Here is a 21,024-nt window from a genome sequence, read left to right as displayed (position 1 = left end):
GTGCGCCCACAAACCGTTTTCCGGAGGACACCATGAAGCGGTTCATCGTCCTGTTTTTCCTGGCGGCGTGTTTCCCCCTGGCTCCGAACGCGGCGGCCGCGCCTCAGTCATATTTTTATCCCTTCGTAAATCCCTATGAGGCAACCGTCATGGAGTTGCCGAGAAATTTCGAGGTCAGGCTTCCCGAGAAGGTCCCGTCCCGGGAGTTCACCCTGAAGGTGTTTCCCGCCCGCGAGATCCCGCCGGCCTTCTGGTACGAAGATGGTCTCGTCTGCACCCTGGCCTACCAGAACCATCGGGCACCCCTGGTCTTCATCATTGCCGGAACCGGGGCCAGCCACAACACCCCACGCATGGTAAAGCTCCGGAGCGCCCTGTACCAGGGTGGGTTCCACGTCATCTCCCTGACGTCGCCAACCCATATGGATTTCGTGGTGAACGCCTCGTCGGGGCTCCCGGGGGATCCCCTCGACGACGCGCGGGATCTCTACCGGGTCATGGAGATGGCCTATGACGCGGTGCGGGATACCATAGACGTTTCGGGCTTCGATCTTGCCGGCTACAGCCTTGGCGCGTTCAACGCGGCGTTTGTCGCCCGGCTCGACGAAGAGGAGAAACGATTCAATTTCAGCAAGGTTCTTCTCATCAACCCTCCGGTCAGCCTGTATGAGTCAGTGGCGGCCCTGGATCAACTGCTGGTGGAGAACGTCCCGCAGGGGATGGAGCAGTTCGACGCCTGGTTCCGCAGCGTTTTTGCCGAATTTTCCCACGTCAGCAGGGAGGTGGGGCCGGGAAGTCTCAGCGGGGATTTCATCTACAGCGCCTATAAGCGGTTTCCTCCCAATGAGGAGAATCTTGCCGCACTCATCGGCCTTTCTTTCCGCATGAGTGCGGCCAACATGATTTTCACCGCCGACGTCATGAACGGTGGCGGCTATATCGTCCCCAGAAATGCGAGGCTCACCGCCACCTCGTCCCTCACCCGCTACGCCACGGTCTCGTTGCACACGCGCTTCACCGACTATTTCGACGAATGGTTCTTTCCCAACCGCCGGCACCGCGAACCGTCCCTGACCCGTCAGGCTCTGCTGGCGCGCATGAGCCTCCGTTCCCAGGAGGCCTACCTGCGGAACGCGGACAAAGTCGGGCTGATCCATAACGAGGACGATATCATTCTCGCTCCGGGAGATATCGACTACCTCCAGGGAGTCTTTGGCGGACGAGCCCGGTTGTTCCCCACCGGTGGCCACATGGGAAACATGTTCCACCCCGACGTGGTCTCATTCATGATCGATTTTCTGGCCGGGAAGGAGAGGTGAGCCATGGGCACCGTCCTTGCGAGAATCAAGCTCCTGTTGGTGATCCTTGCGGCCCTTCTGCCGGCGGCGGGATGCAGTAGCCTTCCCCAGGCGGTTCCCGCCGGCGCCTTGCCCCTGCGCACCTACGAGGATGTGGTCAAGGAGGGGATGTCACCGATGTTTGAAGTGGACGACTCCCTGGAAGGTTTCAACCGGGGAGTATACCGGTTCAACTACTATTTCGACGAGTTCCTGTTCCGTCCCGTTGTCCGCACCTACGAAACCATCATGCCCGATTACGCCGAAGAACGGGTTTCCAGTGCCATCGACAACATCGGCGAAGTGGGCAACCTCGCCAATAACCTCCTGCAGCTCAAGTTCAAGGCCGCCGGTATCACCGTGAGCCGCTTCGTCATCAACTCCACTGTCGGCGTTGCCGGGCTCTGGGATCCGGCCGGCGCCTGGGGCCTCAGGCGCCAGCCGGAGGATTTCGGCCAAACCCTCGGCCGCTACGGGGTAGGGAACGGCTCATATCTCGTCCTTCCGGTCCTGGGGCCATCCAATGTCCGGGACACAACCGGCCTTGCCGTGGACTCGGCAGCCTTCACTCTGGCCGGTCCCGCTGCCTGGGTCGACAATGCCGCCATTACCGCGGCCTACACCGGCACCTCCGCCGTGGACAGGCGGCACCGGATACCGTTCCGCTATCGCCAGACCGGTTCGCCGTTCGAGTACGAATTGCTCCGGATGCTGTACACCATGAAGCGGGAGGACGACGTGGCCAACTGACGGAGCTGGGGGAGGCCGTCACCCGTGCCGGCCTGAGCCGGCGGATTGCCGCGGGAATCGGAACCGTGGGTGATGCGTGGGGACGTGGCAGCGGCGATTGGAGATGCCCGGTACTACCTGAAGACGCGAAAGGAGATGTCGTGAAACCAGCCAGGATAGCCCTCTATGTGCTTATCGCGCTGCTCGCCATGATGGCGGCCCTGTATGTGTTAACCAGAGAGCCGCACCCGGATTGGCCCATCAACCTGATCCACCTTCTGTTCAAGCACTGAGCCGTCTGCGTTCCGGGAGCAGAGAACGGGGGAGCCATGACCGGTCAATGGAGAAGATTGCTGATTCGGATCGCCGTGGTGCTGGCGCTGGCGGCCCTGGGTTTTGCCGCGTGGCAGAAATTCGGCGGGAGCAACAGGGACAAGGGGCTGGTCGGCGGCAACGGCCGCATCGAGGCGGTGGAGATAGATGTGGCCGCCAAGGCTGCCGGCCGGGTCAGGGAGATACTGGTGCGCGAGGGGGATTTCGTCACCGCCGGCCAGGTGGTGGCGGTTATGGACACGGAAGTCCTTGAAGCCCAGCTCCGCGAGGCCGAGGCATATTATCGCCAGACGCAGACCGCCATCGCCACGGAGCGCAGCCAACTGGCCCAGAGGGAAAGCGAGAAGGCGGCGACTGTGGCGGTGGTCGGGCAGCGGGAGGCCGAGCTCGTCAATGCCCGCAAACGGTGGGAACGTTCCGCTGAGCTTGCAGCAAAAGGAGCCATGTCCCAGCAGGAAACCGATGATGACTATACGGGATTCCAAAGCGCCGCAGCCGCCGTAAGTTCGGCCCGGGCCCAGGTTGCCGCCGCCGAGGCTGCCATTGCAACGGCCCGCACCCGGGTGGTGGGGGCGGGGTCCATGGTCGACGCCGCCCGGGCCACCATTGAGCGGATCCAGGCGGATATCAGGGACAGCGCCCTCAAGGCCCCCCGTGATGGCCGGGTCCAGTACAAGGTCGCCCAGGTGGGCGAGGTGGTCGGCGCCGGCGGACGGGTTCTCAGTCTTGTCGATCTGAGCGACGTTTACATGACGTTTTTCCTGCCCACTGCTGCGGCAGGCAAGGTTGCGCTCGGAACCGAGGTGCGGCTGGTACTGGATGCCGCTCCCCGGTACGTGATTCCCGCCAGGGTGTCGTTTGTTTCCGACGTGGCCCAGTTCACCCCCAAGACCGTGGAAACGGCCAGTGAACGGGAGAAGCTGATGTTCCGCGTCCGGGCCCAGATCCCCGTGGAGCTCCTCAAAAAGCACATCACCCGGGTTAAGACCGGCCTCCCCGGCATGGCCTACGTGCGGCTCGACACCGCTACCCCGTGGCCGGAACGCCTGACAACGGGACTCGTACAATGAACGCGCGGGAACCGGCAGCCGCCGAGCAGCCCCCCGTGGTCCGGCTGAAGGGGGTCGGTCTCCGTTACGGCAAGACCCCGGCGCTTGAGAATATCTCCCTTGATCTCCCCGCCGGCTGCATGGTCGGATTCATCGGCCCCGACGGGGTGGGTAAATCGAGCCTCTTCTCGCTCATCGCCGGTTCCCGGGCGGTCCAGTCCGGTGCCGTGGAGGTGCTCGGGGGGAGCATGGCCGACCGTGGCCACCGGCGCACAGTCTGCCCCCGGGTGGCCTTCATGCCCCAGGGGCTCGGCAGGAATCTCTATCCCACCCTGTCGGTCTTCGAGAATGCCGATTTCTTCGCCCGCCTTTTCGGCCACGGCCGCCGGGAGCGGGAGCGCCGCATCCTTGAGCTGTTGCGGGCAACGGGCCTTGAGCCTTTTTCCGATCGGCCGGCGGGCAAACTGTCCGGCGGCATGAAGCAGAAGCTGGGTCTGTGCTGCGCCCTGATTCACGACCCTGATCTTCTGGTCCTGGACGAGCCCACCACCGGCGTCGACCCCCTGTCGCGCCGCCAATTCTGGGAGCTCATCGACCGCATCCGCGCCAAACGGCCAGGGATGAGCGTGCTGGTGGCCACCGCCTACATGGAAGAAGCGGCACGTTTCGACTGGCTGGTGGCCATGAACGGGGGGCGAGTCCTGGCCACGGGCTCTCCGGCCGAACTTCTGGCCCAAACCGGCACTGCCGCCCTGGAAGAGGCGTTCATCGCCCTTCTTCCCCCATCCCAGCGGGAAGGTCATCGGCCGGTAGAGGTTTTTCCCCGGGAAACCGACGTTTCCGCCGAGGCAGCCATCGAGGCCCATGGCCTTACCATGCGCTTTGGCGAGTTCACGGCCGTCGACCACGTGAGCTTCCGCATCGGGCGGGGGGAGATCTTCGGCTTCCTGGGCTCCAACGGCTGCGGCAAAACGACCACCATGAAGATGCTGACCGGCCTCCTGCCGGCCAGCGAAGGGGAGGCGTGGCTCTTCGGCCGTCCCGTGGACTCCCAGGACATCGATACCCGCCGCCGGGTCGGCTACATGACCCAGTCTTTCTCCCTTTACGGCGAACTGACGGTGCGGCAGAACCTGGTGCTCCACGCCCGTCTCTTCAGGCTGCCGGAAAAGGGGATCCCGGCCCGGGTGAAGGAGATGGCGGAGCGATTCGGTTTGGTGGAGGTGATGGAGAGCCTCCCCGATGCCCTGCCCCTGGGGCAGCGCCAGCGGCTTTCCCTGGCGGTGGCCATGATCCACGGCCCGGAGATGCTGATTCTGGACGAGCCCACCTCGGGGGTCGATCCGGTGGCCCGCGATGCGTTCTGGCATATCATGCTCGACCTGGCGCGCCGGGACGGGGTCACCATCTTCATCTCAACCCACTTCATGAACGAGGCCGAGCGTTGCGACCGCATCTCGTTGATGCACGCGGGGCGGGTGCTGGTGAGCGACACCCCGGCTGCCCTGATCGAAAGACGGGGGGCAGCGAGCCTGGAAGAGGCCTTCATCGGCTACCTTGAGGAGGCGGCCACGGACTCCGATGCCATGGCGCCGCCTCTGCAAGAGCACGCCCTTTCCCCTCAACCGCGCGCTCCCTCTGACCTCGGTCCGGCCAGGGAGGGAGGACCCGAAGGGGGCGGCTTCTTCAGCCTGCGCCGCCTGTTCAGCTACACCCGGCGCGAGGCATTGGAACTGCGCCGGGATCCGATCCGCCTGACCCTGGCGCTCCTGGGGAGCGTTATCCTCATGCTCGTCATAGGATATGGCATCAACCTGGACGTGGAGAATCTTTCCTTCGCGGTCCTCGACCGGGACCAGACCACCCTCAGCCGCGATTACGCCCTTAACCTCGCCGGTTCACGCTACTTCAACGAACGTCCTCCCATCATCGACTATGGCGACCTGGACCGGCGCATGCGGGCCGGCGAGATCAGCCTGGCCATCGAGATCCCCCCCGGCTTCGGCCGAGACCTGCGCAGGGGGGCTCCGGTGACGGTGGGGGCCTGGATCGACGGCGCCATGCCCACCCGTGCCGAGACGGTGCGCGGCTACGTGCAGGGGATGCATGCGCAGTGGCTGTCGGTCCTGGCCCGGGAGCATGCCACGGCTCTCTCCGGGGCCGGGGCTGCCACCATTGAAACGCGCTTCCGCTACAACCCCGACGTGAAAAGCCTGCCGGCCATGGTGCCGGCGGTCATTCCGCTGCTGCTCATGATGATTCCGGCCATGCTGACCGCTCTGTCCGTGGTGCGGGAAAAGGAGCTGGGCTCCATCGTCAATCTCTACGTCACTCCGGTCACCCGGCTGGAATTCCTCCTCGGCAAGCAGGGTCCATACGTGGCACTGGCCATGCTCAACTTTCTCCTCCTCACCGCCCTGGCCGTCTTCGTGTTCCAGGTTCCCCTGAAGGGGAGCTTCCCAACCCTTGCCACGGCCGCGTTCCTCTACGTAACCGCTGCCACCGCGCTGGGACTGGTGATCTCCACCTTCATGCGGAGCCAGATAGCGGCCCTCTTCGGAACGGCGCTCCTGACCCTCCTGCCTGCGGTCCAGTTTTCCGGCATGATCGACCCGGTTTCCTCCCTCGAAGGGGCAGGGGCCATGATCGGCAGGGCGTACCCCACCACCCATTTCCTGACCATCGCCCGGGGCACCTTTTCAAAAGGGCTCGATTTCCATGACCTCTACTCCTCATTCCTTTCCCTGGCACTGGCTGTCCCCATCCTGACCGGCCTCGGGGGAGCATTGCTCAGGAAACAGGAGCACTGACCATGCGGCCTGCAAACATTCTCCATCTCGGCATCAAAGAGCTCCGCAGCCTGCTGCGGGATCCCATCATGCTCGTCCTGATCGTCTATGCCTTCACCCTCGCCATCTACTCCGGCGCCACGGCCATGCCCGAAACCCTCCACAACGCTCCCATCGCCATTGTGGACGAGGACCACTCCCAACTCTCGCGGCGCATCGTCGATGCGTTCTATCCCCCCCAGTTCGTCCCGCCTGTCCTTATTGGCCGAGCCGAGATGGACGCCCGGATGGATGCCGGTATTGATACCTTTGCCATTGATATTCCCCCGGATTTTCAGCGCGACGTGCTGGCCGGCCGCTCCCCCGCTATCCAGCTCAACGTGGATGCCACCCGCATGAGCCAGGCCTTTGCCGGCAGCGGCCACATTCAGACCATTGTCAACGGCGAGATCGCGAGTTTCCTCCAAAGATACCGCTCGAACCATGCCCCTCCGGTGGATCTGGCACTGCGGGCGCGGTTCAACCCGGAGTTGAACAAATCGTGGTTCGGGGGGGTCATGAAGGTCATCGACAACGTGACCATGCTTTCGATTATTCTCACCGGGGCGGCGCTCCTCCGCGAGCGGGAGCACGGCACGGTCGAGCACCTCCTGGCCATGCCGGTAACTCCCTTCGAGATCATGACGGGCAAGGTGTGGGCCATGGCCCTGGTGGTACTCGCCGCCACGGCCTGTTCACTCCTGTTCGTGGTCCAGGGGCTTCTGAAGGTTCCTGTCGAGGGCTCCATCCTCCTGTTCCTGGCCGGTACGGCTCTGCACCTGTTCGCTACCACTTCCCTGGGGATTTTCCTCGGCACCCTGGCCCGCTCCATGCCCCAGTTCGGGCTCCTGGTGATGCTGATCCTGCTGCCGCTGCAGATCCTTTCGGGTGGGACGACCCCCCGGGAGAGCATGCCCGGCTTTGTTCAGGCCGTGATGCTGGCAGCCCCCAATACTCATTTCGTCATGCTTGCCCAGGCAATCCTCTACCGGGGTGCCGGGATTTCCGTGGTCTGGCCCCAGTTCGTCTCCCTTGCCCTGATTGGCGCGGTGCTGTTTGCCGTGTCTCTGGCTCGCTTCCGCAAGACGATCGGGACGATGGCGTAAGCCTGCCCGGCGCGCCACGCCGCACGATATGATGTACCATCGAATCATATGTGATGCCGATCCCGGGTGGCGTCCTGGGGAAGGCAACCGGCACATCCACGGATCCCGCCTTGAACGCCGCTACCAGGATGGCCCGTGCGGCAGAGCCGGCGACCCTCCGCACGGGCAGGGCCGTGGCTGCGGCGGCCCTTTCCGCGCCTCTGCTACGGAGTTGTTTCCATGGCGGCGTTTATGTGGCACTCTACCCGATGCCTGACGAGGCACGGATTACTGGCCATCTGCGGACCATTGGCCGCCGTGCCCGGCAAACCCGTTCCCTGGAGTCGTTCTGATGAAAATAGCCATTGTCGGCGCCGGAGCCCTGGGGCTCTACTACGGCGCGCTGCTGCAGCGGGCGGGGGAGGACGTGCATTTTCTTCTGCGCCGCGATTTCGAGGCAATCGTTCGCAACGGCCTCAAGGTATTCTCCACTGACGGTGACTTTGTCCTCCCCCACGTGAAAGGATACCGGACCCCTGATGAGATCGGTGCCGCAGATCTGGTTCTGGTGGGGCTGAAGACCTTTGCCAACGATCGGTATGAGGAGTTGATCCGTCCGCTGGTGGGGGCTGAGACCCGGATCCTGACCCTTCAGAACGGGTTGGGGAACGAGGAGGCACTGGCCGCCCTGTTCGGCCCTGAGCGGGTCATCGGCGGGGTGGCCTTTCTCTGTTCCAACCGGGGTGAGCCGGGAGAGGTGCACCACCTTGGTGCGGGCCGGATCACCCTGGGCGAATTTCTTCCCCGCGACCGGGAATGGACCGAGGCGCTGGCCGCCCTGTTCGTGCGGGCAGGAGTGGAGTGCCGTGCAACCGGCGACCTGAAGCGGGCCCGCTGGGAGAAGCTGGTCTGGAACATTCCGTTCAACGGCCTGTGCGCCCTGCTGCAGCAGCCGGTCAACCTGCTCCTGGCGCGGGATGCGAGCCGCACGCTGGTGCGGGAGATCATGCATGAGGTGATTGCCGCGGCCAATGCCCAGGGGTTGACCGTGCCCATAGCCCCGGCATACGCGGACAGCATGCTGGAATTCACCGACAGGATGGGCGAATACAAACCCTCCATGCAGATCGACCGGGAAGAGGGGAGGCCCCTGGAGATCTGGGCCATCTTCCGGACGCCCCTTGCCTACGGCAGCCAACGGGGTATCGCCATGCCCCGGGTGGAGATGCTGGCAACGCTGCTGGAGCAGTCTGCCGGCTAGTTTTTCCTGGAGCGCTGCCGTCTCTATGGTATCCTTGGAAAGCGTGAATTCTATGTCGAGCCGGGGAGGAAACCATGGAACGACGCACGTTTCTGAAGCTCGTGGGGCTGTCGTCCCTCTTTGCCGAAGGGGCATTCCGGCGGCTGTTCGCGGCACCGCAGCCGACAGTGGCGGTGGCGCGGGGAAAGGACTATGCCCGCACGACCCGGAGCGCCCTCGCGCTTCTGGGCGGTATGAAGCGGTTCGTGAAACCGGGGGATGTGGTGGTCCTGAAGCCCAACATGGGGTGGGACCGGACCCCTGCCCAGGCAGCCAATACCCACCCGCTGGTGGTGCGCGCCCTGGCCGAGGAGGCCCTGGCCGCCGGAGCGAAGCGGGTCAAGGTTTTTGACCGGACCTGCAACGACGAGCGCCGCTGCTATGTGCAGAGCGGCATCAGCGACGCCCTTAAGGGGATGAAGGGGGTGGAGCTGAAATTCATCGAGAACGAGCGGTTCCGGCGGGTCCCCATCAAGGGTGCGGTGCTCCCGGCGTGGGAGCTCTACGACGAAGCGCTCTCGGCCGACGTCTTCATCAACGTGCCGGTGGCCAAGCATCACGGCCTGTCCCGCCTGACCCTGGGGCTCAAGAACGTGATGGGTGTCATGGGGGGAAATCGGGGGAGCATCCATCGCCATCTGGATGATGCCCTGGCCGACATCAACAGCGTGCTCAAGAGCCATCTGACGGTCATCGACGCCACCCGCATCCTGACCGATCATGGACCCCAGGGGGGAAGCCCGGCCGACGTGAAGGTGATGGATACGGTCATCGCCTCCACGGACATCGTGGCTGCCGATGCCTACGCCACCACCCTGTTCGGGCTCAAGCCCGAGGATATTCCGGTCACCGTGGCGGCCCACAAGCGGGGCCTCGGCGAGATGAACCTGAAGCGGGTCCGCATCGTCACGGCCTGAGACATGGGACTCCCATGAAACGGATTACCTCGGCGCGGATCAGCCAGCTCCTGTTTCTGGTCCTCTTTCTTGTCCTCTTCATTAACACCGAGTACCGGGGCAGGGACGAGATCAATGGGGCGGTTAACGCCTTCTTCCGAGCTGACCCGCTGGTGGCGGCAGCGTATCTCCTGGCGGCAAAGGCATTCACCTGGCTGCTGCTCCCGGCGGTGCTGCTCCTGGTTGCCACGGCGCTCCTGGGGCGCTTTTTCTGCGGCTGGATCTGTCCCCTCGGCACTATTCTCGACCTCCTCGGCGGCCGGTTCCGCCGGCGGGGCGCACCCTCCCTGTTCACGGGAAATGCCAAGTACTGGGTGCTTCTTCCTCTGCTCGGCGCAGCCCTGGCCGGCATCAACCTGGCCGGATTGCTGGACCCTCTGGCCATCCTCGTACGGGGTCTCGCATTCTCCCTCCATCCCCTCTTGGGCGACACGACCCGTGGCGCCTGGGTCGGGCTCTACCGGGTGCTGGGGGAGGGGCGAGACCTGCTGGCTCCGGGCTATGCCCTGATCCGCGACCATGTCCTGCCATTCCGGGAGACGGCCTATCCCCTGGCCTTCCTCTCCGCCCTCATCCTGGCGGGGGTGATCGGGCTGGAAGGATGCGAGTCCCGCTGCTGGTGCCGCCGTCTCTGTCCCCTGGGCACGCTTCTGGGGCTTGCCGCCCGCTTTTCGCCGTTCAATCGCCGTCCTGAAAAACTCTGTGCCGACTGCCGCGCCTGCAGCGGACTCTGTCCCACCTCTTTCGACCGGGAGATTCTTCAGAAGGAAGAGTGCATCTTCTGCATGGAGTGTGCGGTGCGGTGCCCCTCGGCGCGGGTCCGCTTCCTGCCCGGTTCGCCCCTGGCCGGGGAGGGGCCGCTTCTGCCCCAGCGCCGGGTTCTGCTGGGTGGCGTTATCGGCGGGCTCCTGGCGGCCAGGTTTTTCCGTTTCCGCGATCCCGCGGCACAGGCGCGTGTGCTCCGTCCGCCGGGGGTGCGGGACGAGGGGGCATTCCTCGCCGCGTGCGTCCGGTGCGGGGAGTGCATGAAGGTCTGCCTGCGGAGCGCCCTCTATCCGGCGGTGCTGCAGTCAGGGGTGGAGGGGCTCTACACACCGGTGCTGATCCCCCGGCTCGGCTACTGCGAATACAACTGCACCCTCTGCGGGCAGGTCTGCCCCACCGGAGCCATCCCGAACCTGCCGGTGCCGGCCAAGAAGCGGGAGGTCATCGGCAAGGCCGTGTTCGACCGCAACCACTGCCTCCCCTTTGCCAAGAAGATCAACTGCATCGTGTGCGAAGAGCACTGTCCCATCCCCGCCAAGGCGATCCGCTCGCGCCGGGTTCTGGACACGGACGACCAGGGGCGGCAGGTGGAACTGCTGGTCCCCTACGTGGTGGATGAGCTGTGCAATGGCTGCGGGATCTGCGAGAACGTCTGTCCGGTGGAGGGGAAGGCCGGAATTGAGGTCTTTGCGGTGAAAGACCGGACGCCGCTCAGGGAGTTTCAAGGCCCGGTTCCGGTTGAGAAGGGCGGCGATCCCTATGGTTAGCGGCCTGGATGCTACCTGCGTGCCCGGATTCGCGCCCGCACCAACACGGCCACTACGATGAGGTTCACGAGGAAGGTGCCGATTTTGACGGCAGAGATGGAGACAACGAGTTCATAGACTTCGAGGGGTAGGTAGATGCCGCCCGAAACGATGCCGAGCCATTCGGCCCAGGGGCGGGCCCGCCAGAGCCCCCAGGCCTCGGTGAAGCGCAGTCCGGCATAGCCGAAAGCACCCAGCGCCAGCAGCCTCAGCCGCCCGTCGCTGGCCGCGTTCGCCGCTTCCAGGAAGATGCGCGGAATCCGGCTTGCCGGGTTCAGGTGGAAATGGGAGACGATCTCCTCGGCCAGAGCCTGGACGTCATGGTGGATCAGGGCGAGCAGGCCCAGGCCAGCGGCAATCACAAGGGCTCCCTTGGCCCCTTCGAAGAGGGCGACGGTGCGGACGCCGGCAATGTCGCGGCTGTTCGGTTCCATGGCAGGGACTCCCCGGCCGGGTCTAGCGCCGGAACACCAGCGCCGCGCCGATCAGCAGAAGCACCACGCCGATGCCCCGCTTCAGGTCGAAGGGGGCTCCCTGGTAGCCGAAGAGCCGGTAGTGGTCCAGCAGCAGGCCGGTGGCCAACTGGGCGGCGATGGTGGCCGCCATGGCCGCGGCGGTGCCAATGCGGGGGACAGCGAAGATGACCAGGGTGACGTAGAAGGCGCCGCACAGCCCACCGGTCAACTCCCACCAGTTCGCCGCGGCGACGCCGCGCAGGCTCCCCCTTCCCACCAGGATGCTCACGATCAGGAGCGCCAGGGCCCCCACCGCGAAGGAAACGGTGGAACTCTCGATCACGCCCGTCTTCTGGGCCAGCCGGGCGTTGATGGACGGCTGGACGGCGATGAACACGCCGCCGCACATCATGAGGAGAAAGAGGACGAGGTTCGACATGAAAGCCTCCGGGGCGCTGATGGGTGCGGAGGCATTGTACGTTCACGGGGCGGGGATGGCAAGGAAAGAGACGTAAAAAGGGGAAGCTTCGGGCTTCCCCTTTGTGCTGCGGTGGTGACGCCGGGTGGTCATTCCACGGTGATCTGCCGGACGGTGCTTTCGGTTTTCGGGATGCGGACATCCAGTATTCCGTCTCTGAAACTGGCCTTGATGTGTTCGGTATCGAGACCATCAGGCAGTCTCAGCGTCCGCGTGAAGGAGCCGTGATGCCGTTCGAGCCGCAGGTAGTTGCTCCGCTCGACCGTTTCCCCGGACCTCTTTTCGCCCGAAATGATCAGGTTGCCATCCACTATCCGTAGGTTCAGATCATCCCGGGAAATACCCGGCAGTTCGGCTTTCACCACCAGGTGCTCCCCTTCTTCGAACATGTCTACGGCGGGCATCAGTTCGCCGGTATTCCCCAGGTCGTTGATCAGGTTGCGGAAGGGAACCCAGTTCATGCCGAAGAAGGGGCGGTTCAGAGATTCCTCGAACCACCGCTCCATTTCGCGGAACGGGTTCGTTACAGTTGACGACATGGGCATGCTCTCGCGGGGAGTCGCCATCGACATGCTTCTGTCCGTTGAGGAGCCGCTTCTGGTCGATCTTTTCACCGTATGCATTCTATCCGTATCACTTCTGTGAACGGTCTTGAGTTCAGTTTGACGTCTCATGACTCGACACCCCTTTCGTAGTGATCAGTCCTTTTGCTTCTATTGTATTTTATTGAAAATGGATGTCAATAATAAAATGTGAGCAGGGTACGGTGGCTCGGTGTCATGTGCTCAAAATAGAGGACAGAACCGCCGCATTCGTGTACTATGCGGCATTTGCGGCCGGCCCCCCGGTATGTGGCGGCCGGGAAAGGAACAGGAACGCATGGCGCTCGAATCGTTGCACACTACCCGGCAGGACCGCGTCAGCCACTCTCTCGTTGGCCCCCGCTTGGCCGGGGCGGCCTTTGTGGCGGCATCGGCCGTGGGGTTCGGCGCCCTGGGCATCTTCGGCAAGGTGGCGTTTGCCTCGGGCGCCTCCACCGCCGTGGTTCTCTTTTTGCGGTTCCTGGTGGCGGGGGTGCTCATGGCTGCCCTGATGCCCGTCCTGCGCCTGTCCTGGCCCCGGGGCCGCGATTTATGGATACTGGTCGGCATGGGCGCCATCGGCTACGTGGGCCAGGCTTTTTGCTATTTCACGTCCCTGCGCTATGCGTCCGCCGGCCTTACGGCGCTCCTGCTCTATCTCTACCCGGCCCTGGTCACCCTGGCCTCGGCAGCTCTGGGCCGTCAGCGGCTGACGCCCCTCAAGGTAGCGGCCGTTGCGGCCTCTCTCATTGGCATCCTGCTGACCGTGGCCGACGGTCTGACCGGCAGCCTGTCCGGAATAGCGTTCGGCGCCGGCGCGGCAGTCATCTATACGGGCTACATCCTCGTGGGGGAGCAGGTGTCTCGCCGCACCGGCGCCATTCCGGCGGCAACCGTCATCATGCTTGCGGCGGCCACGGTCTATGGCTGCGCCGTGATCTGGCAGGGGCCTCACTGGCCCACGGGGCTGGCCGGCTGGGGAGCCGTAGTCGGAATAGCCCTTTTTTCCACCGTGGTGGCCATGGTCGGCTTCTTCGCCGGCATGCAACGCCTGGGGGCCGCCGACGCGGCGACCCTCTCAACGCTTGAGCCGGTGGTGACCCTGGTCCTGGCGGCGCTGATCCTGGGCGAATCTCTGGGGGGCGTGCAACTGGCGGGTGCCGCCCTGGTGCTGGGCGCCGTGGTGGCCCTGGCCCGGGCGAAGTGATGCGGCACAGAGGTATGGCGGCAGACGGGAACAACAGGGAGGCATGGCATGGGCGGTAGCGGCATGGCACAAGCGGGCAGGGGAGGGGCGTGGTTCATCCTGGCGGCGGCGATCCTGTGGGGGACCACGGGCACATCCCAGGCCCTCGCTCCCGTGGGGGCCAATCCCATGACCATCGGCGCCCTCCGGCTGGCGGTGGGGGGGCTGGCACTCCTGCTCCTGGCCGTGGCCCGGGGCGGGTTCACGAAGGGCATGCGCTGGCCCCTCATCCCCACGCTCTGCGCGGGAGGCTGCATCGCCTCCTACCAGCTGACCTTTTTCGCGGCGGTCAAGACGACAGGGGTGGCAGTGGGGACCATGGTGGGCATCGGCAGTTCGCCGGTCATGGCCGGGATTCTGGCATTCCTGGTGCTCGGCGAGCGGCCTGGGCGGCGCTGGGCCGGTGCCACTGCGCTTGCCGTGGCCGGTTGTTCCCTGCTCCTGGCCACCGGTGGCGAAGTGAGCGTCAATCCGCTGGGCATCGCCCTGGCCCTGGGCGCGGGGCTCTCCTATGCGGCCTATACCCTGGCAATCAAAACGCTTCTGGCCGGCCGCTCCCCGGATGCGGTCATTGCTGTGGCTTTCTGTCTCGGGGCCTTGTTACTGGCGCCGCTCCTGGTGGGCGCCGACCTCTCCTGGATCCCTTCGGTGCGCGGTGCCGTGGTGGTCCTTCACCTGGGGCTCATTGCCACGGCCCTTTCCTACCGCCTCTTCGCCCGGGGGCTTCAAACGGTGCCGGTGGCAAGCGCCGTGACTCTCTCCCTGGCCGAGCCGCTCACCGCCACCATTCTCGGCGTAACGGTGGTAGGCGAACGCCTTACCCTCACCTCACTCGGCGGCATCCTGCTCATTTTCGGCGGCCTCGCGCTGCTGGCCGTAGGCCCCCGGAACCGGTCCGGCCGCCCGTAAAAACAATATTCCCTCCTTGTCACCATTGAAAAGTGTGGCAGACTTTCATCAATCAAATAAGGGCATTATCCTATGCCCGCTGGTGACAAGGAGGCCGCCATGCCCACGCGAGAAATCCAGGGACGGATTTTCGACGCCCGCCCCGACCGTGTCGATTACCGTGACCGCCGCTACGATCCGCCACTGGTAAGTCTTCCCCCCCAGTACCCCGATCCGTCGTTCATCACCACCTTTCTGGCCGACTATACCAAGGTCCACAAACTGGTCCTCGACCAGGGGACCGAAGGGGCCTGCACCGGCTTCGGCTTGGCCGCGGTCATCAACTACCTCAACTGGCGCAAACATCTGGAGGAGGTGAAACAGCGCGGCCGCAAGGGGGGAAAGGTTCCCCGGGTGAGTCCCCGGATGCTCTACCACATGGCCCGTATCTATGATGAGTGGCCCGGTGAGGATTACGAAGGCTCCAGCTGCCGCGGGGCCATGAAAGGGTGGCACCGCCACGGCATCTGCACCGACCTGCTCTGGCCCTACAAGCAGAAGTTCGTCCCCCCAAAGGAGGGGTGGCAGCAGGACGCGGCCCAGCGGCCTCTGGGAGCGTATTACCGGGTCGACAAGGATTCGGTGTCAGATCTGCAGGCGGCCATCAACGAAGTGGGGGCCGTCTATGTCTCGGCGGCGGTCCACAAGGGGTGGTTCCTGGATGCTTCGACAACCCTGCCGGTGATCCGGATGCAACCCGGTGAGACCGGGGGCCACGCCTTCGCCCTGGTGGGCTACACCCCGGAGGGGTTCATCGTGCAGAATTCCTGGGGAGACGATTGGGGATACCTGGGGTTCGCCATCATGACCTACGAGGACTGGATCCAGCATGGCTCCGACGCCTGGGTGGCGGTCCTGGGCGCCCCCATGCTCGTGAGCGGCGAGGGGCGCACCATGAGCAGCATGACCCTCCAGGAAGTGGCCAACGGCAAGGCTGCGTGGTACTGGAGTTCGGGCAGCACCTCCAAGCCCTTCACCTATGTGAATCCGGCCGTGGAGCCCCTGAGTGAATCCCGGGCCTATGAGCACACCGTTGTGCTCGGCAATGACGGCTGCCCCATCAACCGGTTCCTCGACGTGTCCGATGCCGCCGGCGCCGTGAAAGAGGCCACCTACCGCCTGCCGCTGGCCTGGCTGTCGGGCAGGAGCGCACCAAAGCTCGCCATTTACGCCCACGGGGGGCTCAACGACGAGGATGCCTCCATCAAGCGGATCAGGGTCATGGCCCCCTACTTCCTGGCCAACGACATCTATCCCCTGTTCGTGACCTGGAAAACCGGCTTCGGCGAGAGCATTGCCGGCATGCTCGAAGATGCCGTGGGGAAATTCTTCAAACCCTCGGCACAGGACCCGTCGCGAGGGTGGTGGGACGACATCAAAAACCGGCTGGAGGACGCCCGGGACCGCTCGGTGGAGGTTGCCAGCGAGAACCTGCTCGTCAAACCGGTCTGGATGCAGATGAAGCAGAATGCCGCGGCCGCGGCGGACCGCGAGGCCGGACTGACGCTCCTGGCCGGGCACCTGGCCGAGCTCAGGAAACAGATTCCCTCCCTGGAAATCCATCTCGTGGGGCACTCGGCCGGTTCCATCCTCCATGGACATCTCCTGGACCGGCTGGGTCAGAAAAAGATCCCCGTGGCCAGCATCTCGCTCTACGCCCCGGCCTGCACCGTGGGTTTTGCCCTGGCCCATTACGTTCCCGCCGTCAATCGCGGGCTGGTGGATCGGAACCGCCTCTTCTTCGATATTCTGAGCGACGAGCGGGAGCGCGCCGACACCGTGGGTCCCTACGGCAAATCACTCCTCTACCTGGTGAGCCGGGCGTTGGAGGACTACCACAAGATGCCGATTCTCGGTATGGAAGGGGCGTGGCGTCCTGTTCCCGGCCAGGCAGACCTCTGGAACCAGCGCGCCGCCGGCGAGGTGGACGTGTGGCGGAACTTCATGGGGGGAATGGGGCCCGTGCGGGTCCACGGCAAGGAACGGGAAAAGGTTTCGGACGGCCAAGGCCTGATACCCCTTGCCCACGGCTCTTTCGATAACGATGTGGCGGTAGTTACCGCTACACTGGAGCGGATTCGGGGCGCGACTCTGATCACGCGGGTGGAAAGCCTGCGCGGGTTCTGAGGAAGCGCTACGCGTCAACAACAAGGCCCCGCCGGCAGCAGTCAGGCGGGGCCTTGTCATTAACTCGCCCGGTTATACTAAGACGAAACCTGATTACTCGACAGCGCATCTTATCCCCCCGCCTTCGGCTTACCCCCTATTTTATAAGGGCGACTGAGGGGGGGCGAATAGTCAATGCACGTGTTAGTACGTTGATTCCAGCGGAATAAGCCTACTGCACCGACCAGAAGCGGCCGCCGGTGGTTCTTGTGATCCGCAGTTTCCCTCCGTTGTCGAAGGCCAGTTCCTCACTGACGGTGGATTTTTCCTCATGGGTCAGGTTGTCCGCATAGATCCTGCCGATTATGGCCAGATCGTAGGTGACCCGGTAACCCCCCTGAGCAGCAGGGTGGATCTGGAGATTGCTCTGGGTGTAGCGGATTTCGTCGAACACCGAGAAGCTGTTCCGCAGGTAGCCCTGGAGGTCGGCAAGGGTGGTGCCGTCGCCCGATTCCCAGTCGTCGCCAAGGAAGCTGATGAGTTGTGAATCGTTGCGCCCCTCATAGGCGCCGCGGAATTGCTGATAGAATTCGGCGATTCTCAGGGGGGCGTTGGTTTCCCGGTCCTCGCGTTTCCGGGTTTCGTCCTGTTCCCGCTGTTCGATGGCCGCCTTTGCCTTTGCCTCCAACGCATAGATGTCGTAGTCAATTCGGGAGCCGGCCAGGATTTCGTCGCGGCGGTCCCGGTACTTCTGCGACGGGAAGTGGGTCAGGATGTCTCCCTGCAGAGTTATTGCCAGCAGTTGAGCCTTGCTTTCCTCAACGGCCTTGAGGCATCCCTCCGGGTCTGCGGGGAGCGCGGCGCAGGAACCGGCGGCCTTTTTGACGGCGCCGGCCCTGGCCTGGTGGTAGATCTCCAGCCCCTTCAGGGACTGCTCCTCCTGGCGGCGGAGGGCCTGTACCTCCCGTTCCATTTCATCCAGGGCCGTGGCGGCCCGCTTGAATTCCTCGGCATACCGCTCCGCCAGGAAGGCCTGGGCATCGATGGCCGACACGAGACCGCTCAGGTCGGGAGGGGAGAATTCATCGACAAACGCCGTGGGGAAGTGCTTGGTCAGCAGGGCGGCATACCGCCCGTATATCTCCCGGTACTGCGCCACCGCGCCGCTGGCGGCCTCTGCTTCGCGCCGCAGGGCATCATAGTCGGGGATGACCACCTGTCTGTCGGCGTTGAAGCGGGTCCGCATTTCCCTGATGTGCCCTTCGAGGGCGTCCAGGTCCTGGCCCAGGAGCGTCGGGATCCGGCGGACCTTCCAGGGGGTGAACTGGTAGTCGTAGTAGAGGGATATCTGCGCCACGGAGGAGCCTGACAGGACGTTCTCCACGTCCAGGAGGCGGCTGTTCACCCCATCGATGGCCGCCCTGGCCCGGTTCCGCTGGCTCATCCCCTGCCGATAGAGGTTGACGCTTTCCTGGGGGGAGAAGCCGGTCATGGCTTCCAGGAGGGGCCGGTTGGCCACCTCCGGAAGCTGTCGGCCGTGGCTCACCAGTTCCTGAACCGTCGATGGGTTGATGGTGGCGATCAGGGCCATGTCCTGCAGCAGCTGCTCATCCTGGGCATAATAGCCCCCGGTACACTCCACCTCTTCGATTCCGGGCTGGTTGTTCAGGACGAACTCTTTGCAGAGGTACGGAGTCCCGCCCGAGTCAACGGATGCCCAGTCCACCACGAAGTCGGCCCTGGCCAGGGCACTCTCAAGGCCCGCCACGTCGATTCCCCTGGTGATGCCCAGATTGGCTCGGATCATGGCAATTTTGTCGTCGGCAGAAGCGGTGTCGTACTCCTCCTCCTCAACGGCTGCGCCGATGTCCGCGGGGAGCCGCGGCGGTGCTTCCGGGTACATGAGACCGGAGCGCCGCAGCTTGTTGATGGCCTCCTGGAGCCGCTCTACGTCACCCCTCACGCTCTCGGCCCAGGAGACGGCGGGGGCGATCTCCGCCTGGATTCGCCTCACCGTTTCCTGATAGCGTTTCGTCTCGCAGTCGTTCAGCCGCCGGTGCCGTTCCAACCGGCGCTGGGCAAATGCTTGGTGGGGCTGGGTGACATTGGTGTCAATGCACCGGTTGATCTCTTCCGCGTAGGCATTGTTCTTGACCCTCATGGCATCCTTGCACGCGAAGTATTCGTTGACCGACTGCGGATTCCAGAGGTGTTCGCATGCCTTGTATCCCGCCTCAATTTCGGCACTGCGCCGGATGCTCAGTTCGTCGCAGGGCGCGAACAGTGCTGCGGAGGTGAGCTTTTTGACATCACGCAGGGGGACGAAGCCGACCCGTCCGAGGGGAATCCCGCCGTTGCAGGCCAGTACCACCAGGCCGTCCTCGTTGGCGTCGAAATCTCCCAGGCCGGCACTTCCCCCTTCCCCGACACCCGACTCCACGAGGCGCTTCCGGGCTTCGAGCAGCTTGCCGGCTTCTTCTGGATTGAACGCCGCATAGGTCTTACCGGTATCCTCCGTCCCACCAACAACCTGTTTCGGAGGGGCCGCGGCATTCTGCCCCCCCTTGAACCAGCGGTGGTTGACGTACTCATCCTCGGTCAGGATCATGTCATCCCTGACCTTGCGCCATTCCCCTCGCCAGGTCTCGCAGGCCTCGTCGGCCGCCTTGACCGCGTTGTTGAAGGAATCCTTCTGCAGGTATGCCTGCACCGCGTCCTTGAGCACCAGGTCCCAGACTTTCTTGATTGCCTCGCCGGTCTGGGCCAGCCGCTGGGCCTTGGCCCGGGCGCCGCTCTCCACGAGGGATTTGTGCTCCTTCACCAGTTGGTCGGTGGTGTCCACCACCAACGTATGCTCGACGATGTCGGCGGTGGGAGGCATGGTGCTCAGGGTGCGCTTCATGGCCCCGTAGAACTGCTGATTGGACTTGAGGATTACGTGGTTCGCTTCGGCCGCGACCACTTCCTTCACGAGCCCCTTGATGGCTGCGCCGCCGGCCTCGTCGCCGAGCCGGTCCTGGATCAGGGCGTCGAAGCCGCTCTCGCCGCCGAAGAGGATCTTGAAGACCAGGTCGTCGGTGATCTCCGGGGTCAGGTGCCCGCCGCCGGCATTCTTGGCCAGATAGTCCCCCACGGCGGTCTTGACCATGGGCTTGATGAGCTTGATCAGCGCGTCGTTGGTATCCCCCTTGATGACGTCGATGACCAGATCAACCAGCTTGGAAGCGTCGAATTCCTCCACCATCTTTTCGGTGTAGCGCCCCATGAAGACCCCGTGAAAAAGGGTCGAGGCAGGGAGATTTTCCTTTTCCGCCCGGTAGATGCGGATCAGCAGGCGGATGTTCTTTTTGACCTGCTCCCCTCGGGTCTGCAGTTCCCGGAGCCGCGCCGACAGGGTTTCAGCCAGGGAGCGGAGCTGCTCCTCGGAGCCGCCGGCATTGAGCTGGGCCTTAACCTGGTCAAGGGCGCCGAGGATGGCCTTCGACTCATCCCGGATGGCGCGAGCTTCGGCCACCAGCTTCGCGTTGTAGCTCTCCACCTGCTGCCAGTTCTCGCCGTAAATTTCATCATCGGTGGCACCGAAGATCCACTTGCCCGACTGATAGACCGATACCCCGATGTCGGCGCCCAGCCCAAGGATGGTTGAGTTCTTGGCCATGTCGCTCACCAGGGCGCTCCAGCTCTGGGCGGCCCGGGCATCCTGCAGGGCCATTCTCAGGGTGTCCACCACGTTCCCCTGGCGCCGGATCCGGTCCTGCAGGTCCCTGATCTTCTGGAAGGTGGCCTCGCTGGGAGTTTTCTGCAGCAGGGAGAGGGTGCTGCTCAGCTCCCCCTGGTATGCCGTCAGACGCTCCTGAGCCATCTGGATCTGTCCCTGCACCATGGCTACCTGGTCATCGGCCCGGGCCGCGGCGGGAATGAGCAGCAGGCAGAACAGGACGCAGCGGATAAGGGTTCTCATGGATCTCCTCCTGCAAAAAGAGCCGGCAGGACGTTCCCTGCCGGCTCCGGTACTGGTGCCG

17 protein-coding genes are annotated in these 21,024 nt (G+C 64.2%); 13 read left to right on the top strand and 4 right to left on the bottom strand.

The window, feature by feature from the left end; all coding sequences use genetic code 11:
* Positions 1 to 32: 32 nt before the first annotated feature.
* From GS_RS13525 to GS_RS13485, 10 genes are all read left to right on the top strand, one after another.
* On the top strand, positions 33 to 1,319 hold the full coding sequence (locus GS_RS13525) for an alpha/beta hydrolase (RefSeq protein WP_010943329.1): 1,287 nt from the start codon (positions 33 to 35) through the stop codon (positions 1,317 to 1,319).
* A 3-nt stretch (positions 1,320 to 1,322) separates the two neighbouring features.
* On the top strand, positions 1,323 to 2,087 hold the full coding sequence (locus tag GS_RS13520; RefSeq protein ID WP_010943328.1) for an MlaA family lipoprotein: 765 nt from the start codon (positions 1,323 to 1,325) through the stop codon (positions 2,085 to 2,087).
* Positions 2,088 to 2,227: 140 nt separating this feature from the next.
* A complete protein-coding gene (locus tag GS_RS17715) occupies positions 2,228 to 2,359 on the top strand; it encodes a hypothetical protein (protein WP_010943326.1) in 132 nt (43 codons plus the stop codon).
* A 36-nt stretch (positions 2,360 to 2,395) separates the two neighbouring features.
* On the top strand, positions 2,396 to 3,469 hold the full coding sequence (locus GS_RS13515) for an HlyD family secretion protein (RefSeq protein ID WP_010943325.1): 1,074 nt from the start codon (positions 2,396 to 2,398) through the stop codon (positions 3,467 to 3,469).
* The gene (rbbA, locus tag GS_RS13510) at positions 3,466 to 6,258 is read left to right on the top strand and encodes a ribosome-associated ATPase/putative transporter RbbA (protein WP_010943324.1); all 2,793 of its coding nucleotides are present in this window, start codon (positions 3,466 to 3,468) and stop codon (positions 6,256 to 6,258) included. The genes GS_RS13515 and rbbA overlap by 4 nt, the downstream gene beginning before the upstream one ends.
* 2 nt (positions 6,259 to 6,260) lie before the next feature.
* On the top strand, positions 6,261 to 7,382 hold the full coding sequence (locus GS_RS13505; protein WP_010943323.1) for an ABC transporter permease: 1,122 nt from the start codon (positions 6,261 to 6,263) through the stop codon (positions 7,380 to 7,382).
* 53 nt (positions 7,383 to 7,435) lie between these two features.
* Complete coding sequence (locus GS_RS13500; protein WP_164930456.1) at positions 7,436 to 7,714, top strand: hypothetical protein; 279 nt, start codon at positions 7,436 to 7,438, stop codon at positions 7,712 to 7,714.
* Entirely contained in the window at positions 7,714 to 8,622 is a 909-nt protein-coding gene (locus tag GS_RS13495) for a putative 2-dehydropantoate 2-reductase (protein ID WP_010943321.1), read from the top strand. The genes GS_RS13500 and GS_RS13495 overlap by 1 nt, the downstream gene beginning before the upstream one ends.
* A 74-nt stretch (positions 8,623 to 8,696) precedes the next feature.
* A complete protein-coding gene (locus GS_RS13490) occupies positions 8,697 to 9,578 on the top strand; it encodes a DUF362 domain-containing protein (protein ID WP_010943320.1) in 882 nt (293 codons plus the stop codon).
* A gap of 14 nt (positions 9,579 to 9,592) precedes the next feature.
* Positions 9,593 to 11,149, top strand: a complete 1,557-nt coding sequence (locus GS_RS13485) for a 4Fe-4S binding protein (RefSeq protein WP_010943319.1) — start codon at positions 9,593 to 9,595, stop codon at positions 11,147 to 11,149.
* 11 nt (positions 11,150 to 11,160) lie between these two features.
* Here the strand turns inward: GS_RS13485 and GS_RS13480 are convergent, their stop codons facing one another.
* From GS_RS13480 to GS_RS13470, 3 genes are all read right to left on the bottom strand, one after another.
* Positions 11,161 to 11,622, bottom strand: a complete 462-nt coding sequence (locus GS_RS13480) for a DUF2127 domain-containing protein (RefSeq protein ID WP_010943318.1) — start codon at positions 11,620 to 11,622, stop codon at positions 11,161 to 11,163.
* A 22-nt stretch (positions 11,623 to 11,644) separates the two neighbouring features.
* Entirely contained in the window at positions 11,645 to 12,082 is a 438-nt protein-coding gene (locus GS_RS13475) for a DMT family transporter (protein WP_010943317.1), read from the bottom strand.
* Positions 12,083 to 12,210: 128 nt separating this feature from the next.
* Complete coding sequence (locus GS_RS13470; protein ID WP_045667546.1) at positions 12,211 to 12,693, bottom strand: Hsp20/alpha crystallin family protein; 483 nt, start codon at positions 12,691 to 12,693, stop codon at positions 12,211 to 12,213.
* Positions 12,694 to 13,000: 307 nt separating this feature from the next.
* Between GS_RS13470 and GS_RS13465 the strand changes: the two genes are divergently transcribed.
* From GS_RS13465 to GS_RS13455, 3 genes are all read left to right on the top strand, one after another.
* Positions 13,001 to 13,909, top strand: a complete 909-nt coding sequence (locus tag GS_RS13465; protein WP_010943315.1) for a DMT family transporter — start codon at positions 13,001 to 13,003, stop codon at positions 13,907 to 13,909.
* Positions 13,910 to 13,957: 48 nt separating this feature from the next.
* Positions 13,958 to 14,857, top strand: a complete 900-nt coding sequence (locus tag GS_RS13460; RefSeq protein WP_010943314.1) for a DMT family transporter — start codon at positions 13,958 to 13,960, stop codon at positions 14,855 to 14,857.
* Positions 14,858 to 14,956: 99 nt separating this feature from the next.
* The gene (locus GS_RS13455) at positions 14,957 to 17,023 is read left to right on the top strand and encodes a C1 family peptidase (RefSeq protein WP_010943313.1); all 2,067 of its coding nucleotides are present in this window, start codon (positions 14,957 to 14,959) and stop codon (positions 17,021 to 17,023) included.
* Positions 17,024 to 17,234: 211 nt separating this feature from the next.
* On the opposite strand, the gene GS_RS13450 is transcribed toward GS_RS13455, so the two are convergent.
* Entirely contained in the window at positions 17,235 to 20,963 is a 3,729-nt protein-coding gene (locus tag GS_RS13450; RefSeq protein ID WP_010943312.1) for a hypothetical protein, read from the bottom strand.
* Positions 20,964 to 21,024 lie beyond the last annotated feature (61 nt).

Origin of the sequence: Geobacter sulfurreducens PCA, from assembly GCF_000007985.2 — a bacterium.
Classification (GTDB): domain Bacteria; phylum Desulfobacterota; class Desulfuromonadia; order Geobacterales; family Geobacteraceae; genus Geobacter; species Geobacter sulfurreducens.
The sequence above is the reverse complement of the archived record's forward strand: the minus strand, read 5'-3'. Positions and strand labels throughout refer to the sequence as shown.

Coding starts and splice junctions, on each gene's coding strand:
- GS_RS13525 (WP_010943329.1), top strand. CDS start 33: ATGAAGCGGTTCATCGTCCTGTTTTTCCTGGCGGCGTGTTTCCCCCTG.
- GS_RS13520 (WP_010943328.1), top strand. CDS start 1,323: ATGGGCACCGTCCTTGCGAGAATCAAGCTCCTGTTGGTGATCCTTGCG.
- GS_RS13515 (WP_010943325.1), top strand. CDS start 2,396: ATGACCGGTCAATGGAGAAGATTGCTGATTCGGATCGCCGTGGTGCTG.
- rbbA (WP_010943324.1), top strand. CDS start 3,466: ATGAACGCGCGGGAACCGGCAGCCGCCGAGCAGCCCCCCGTGGTCCGG.
- GS_RS13505 (WP_010943323.1), top strand. CDS start 6,261: ATGCGGCCTGCAAACATTCTCCATCTCGGCATCAAAGAGCTCCGCAGC.
- GS_RS13500 (WP_164930456.1), top strand. CDS start 7,436: ATGCCGATCCCGGGTGGCGTCCTGGGGAAGGCAACCGGCACATCCACG.
- GS_RS13495 (WP_010943321.1), top strand. CDS start 7,714: ATGAAAATAGCCATTGTCGGCGCCGGAGCCCTGGGGCTCTACTACGGC.
- GS_RS13490 (WP_010943320.1), top strand. CDS start 8,697: ATGGAACGACGCACGTTTCTGAAGCTCGTGGGGCTGTCGTCCCTCTTT.
- GS_RS13485 (WP_010943319.1), top strand. CDS start 9,593: ATGAAACGGATTACCTCGGCGCGGATCAGCCAGCTCCTGTTTCTGGTC.
- GS_RS13480 (WP_010943318.1), bottom strand. CDS start 11,622: ATGGAACCGAACAGCCGCGACATTGCCGGCGTCCGCACCGTCGCCCTC.
- GS_RS13475 (WP_010943317.1), bottom strand. CDS start 12,082: ATGTCGAACCTCGTCCTCTTTCTCCTCATGATGTGCGGCGGCGTGTTC.
- GS_RS13470 (WP_045667546.1), bottom strand. CDS start 12,693: ATGTCGATGGCGACTCCCCGCGAGAGCATGCCCATGTCGTCAACTGTA.
- GS_RS13465 (WP_010943315.1), top strand. CDS start 13,001: ATGGCGCTCGAATCGTTGCACACTACCCGGCAGGACCGCGTCAGCCAC.
- GS_RS13460 (WP_010943314.1), top strand. CDS start 13,958: ATGGGCGGTAGCGGCATGGCACAAGCGGGCAGGGGAGGGGCGTGGTTC.
- GS_RS13455 (WP_010943313.1), top strand. CDS start 14,957: ATGCCCACGCGAGAAATCCAGGGACGGATTTTCGACGCCCGCCCCGAC.
- GS_RS13450 (WP_010943312.1), bottom strand. CDS start 20,963: ATGAGAACCCTTATCCGCTGCGTCCTGTTCTGCCTGCTGCTCATTCCC.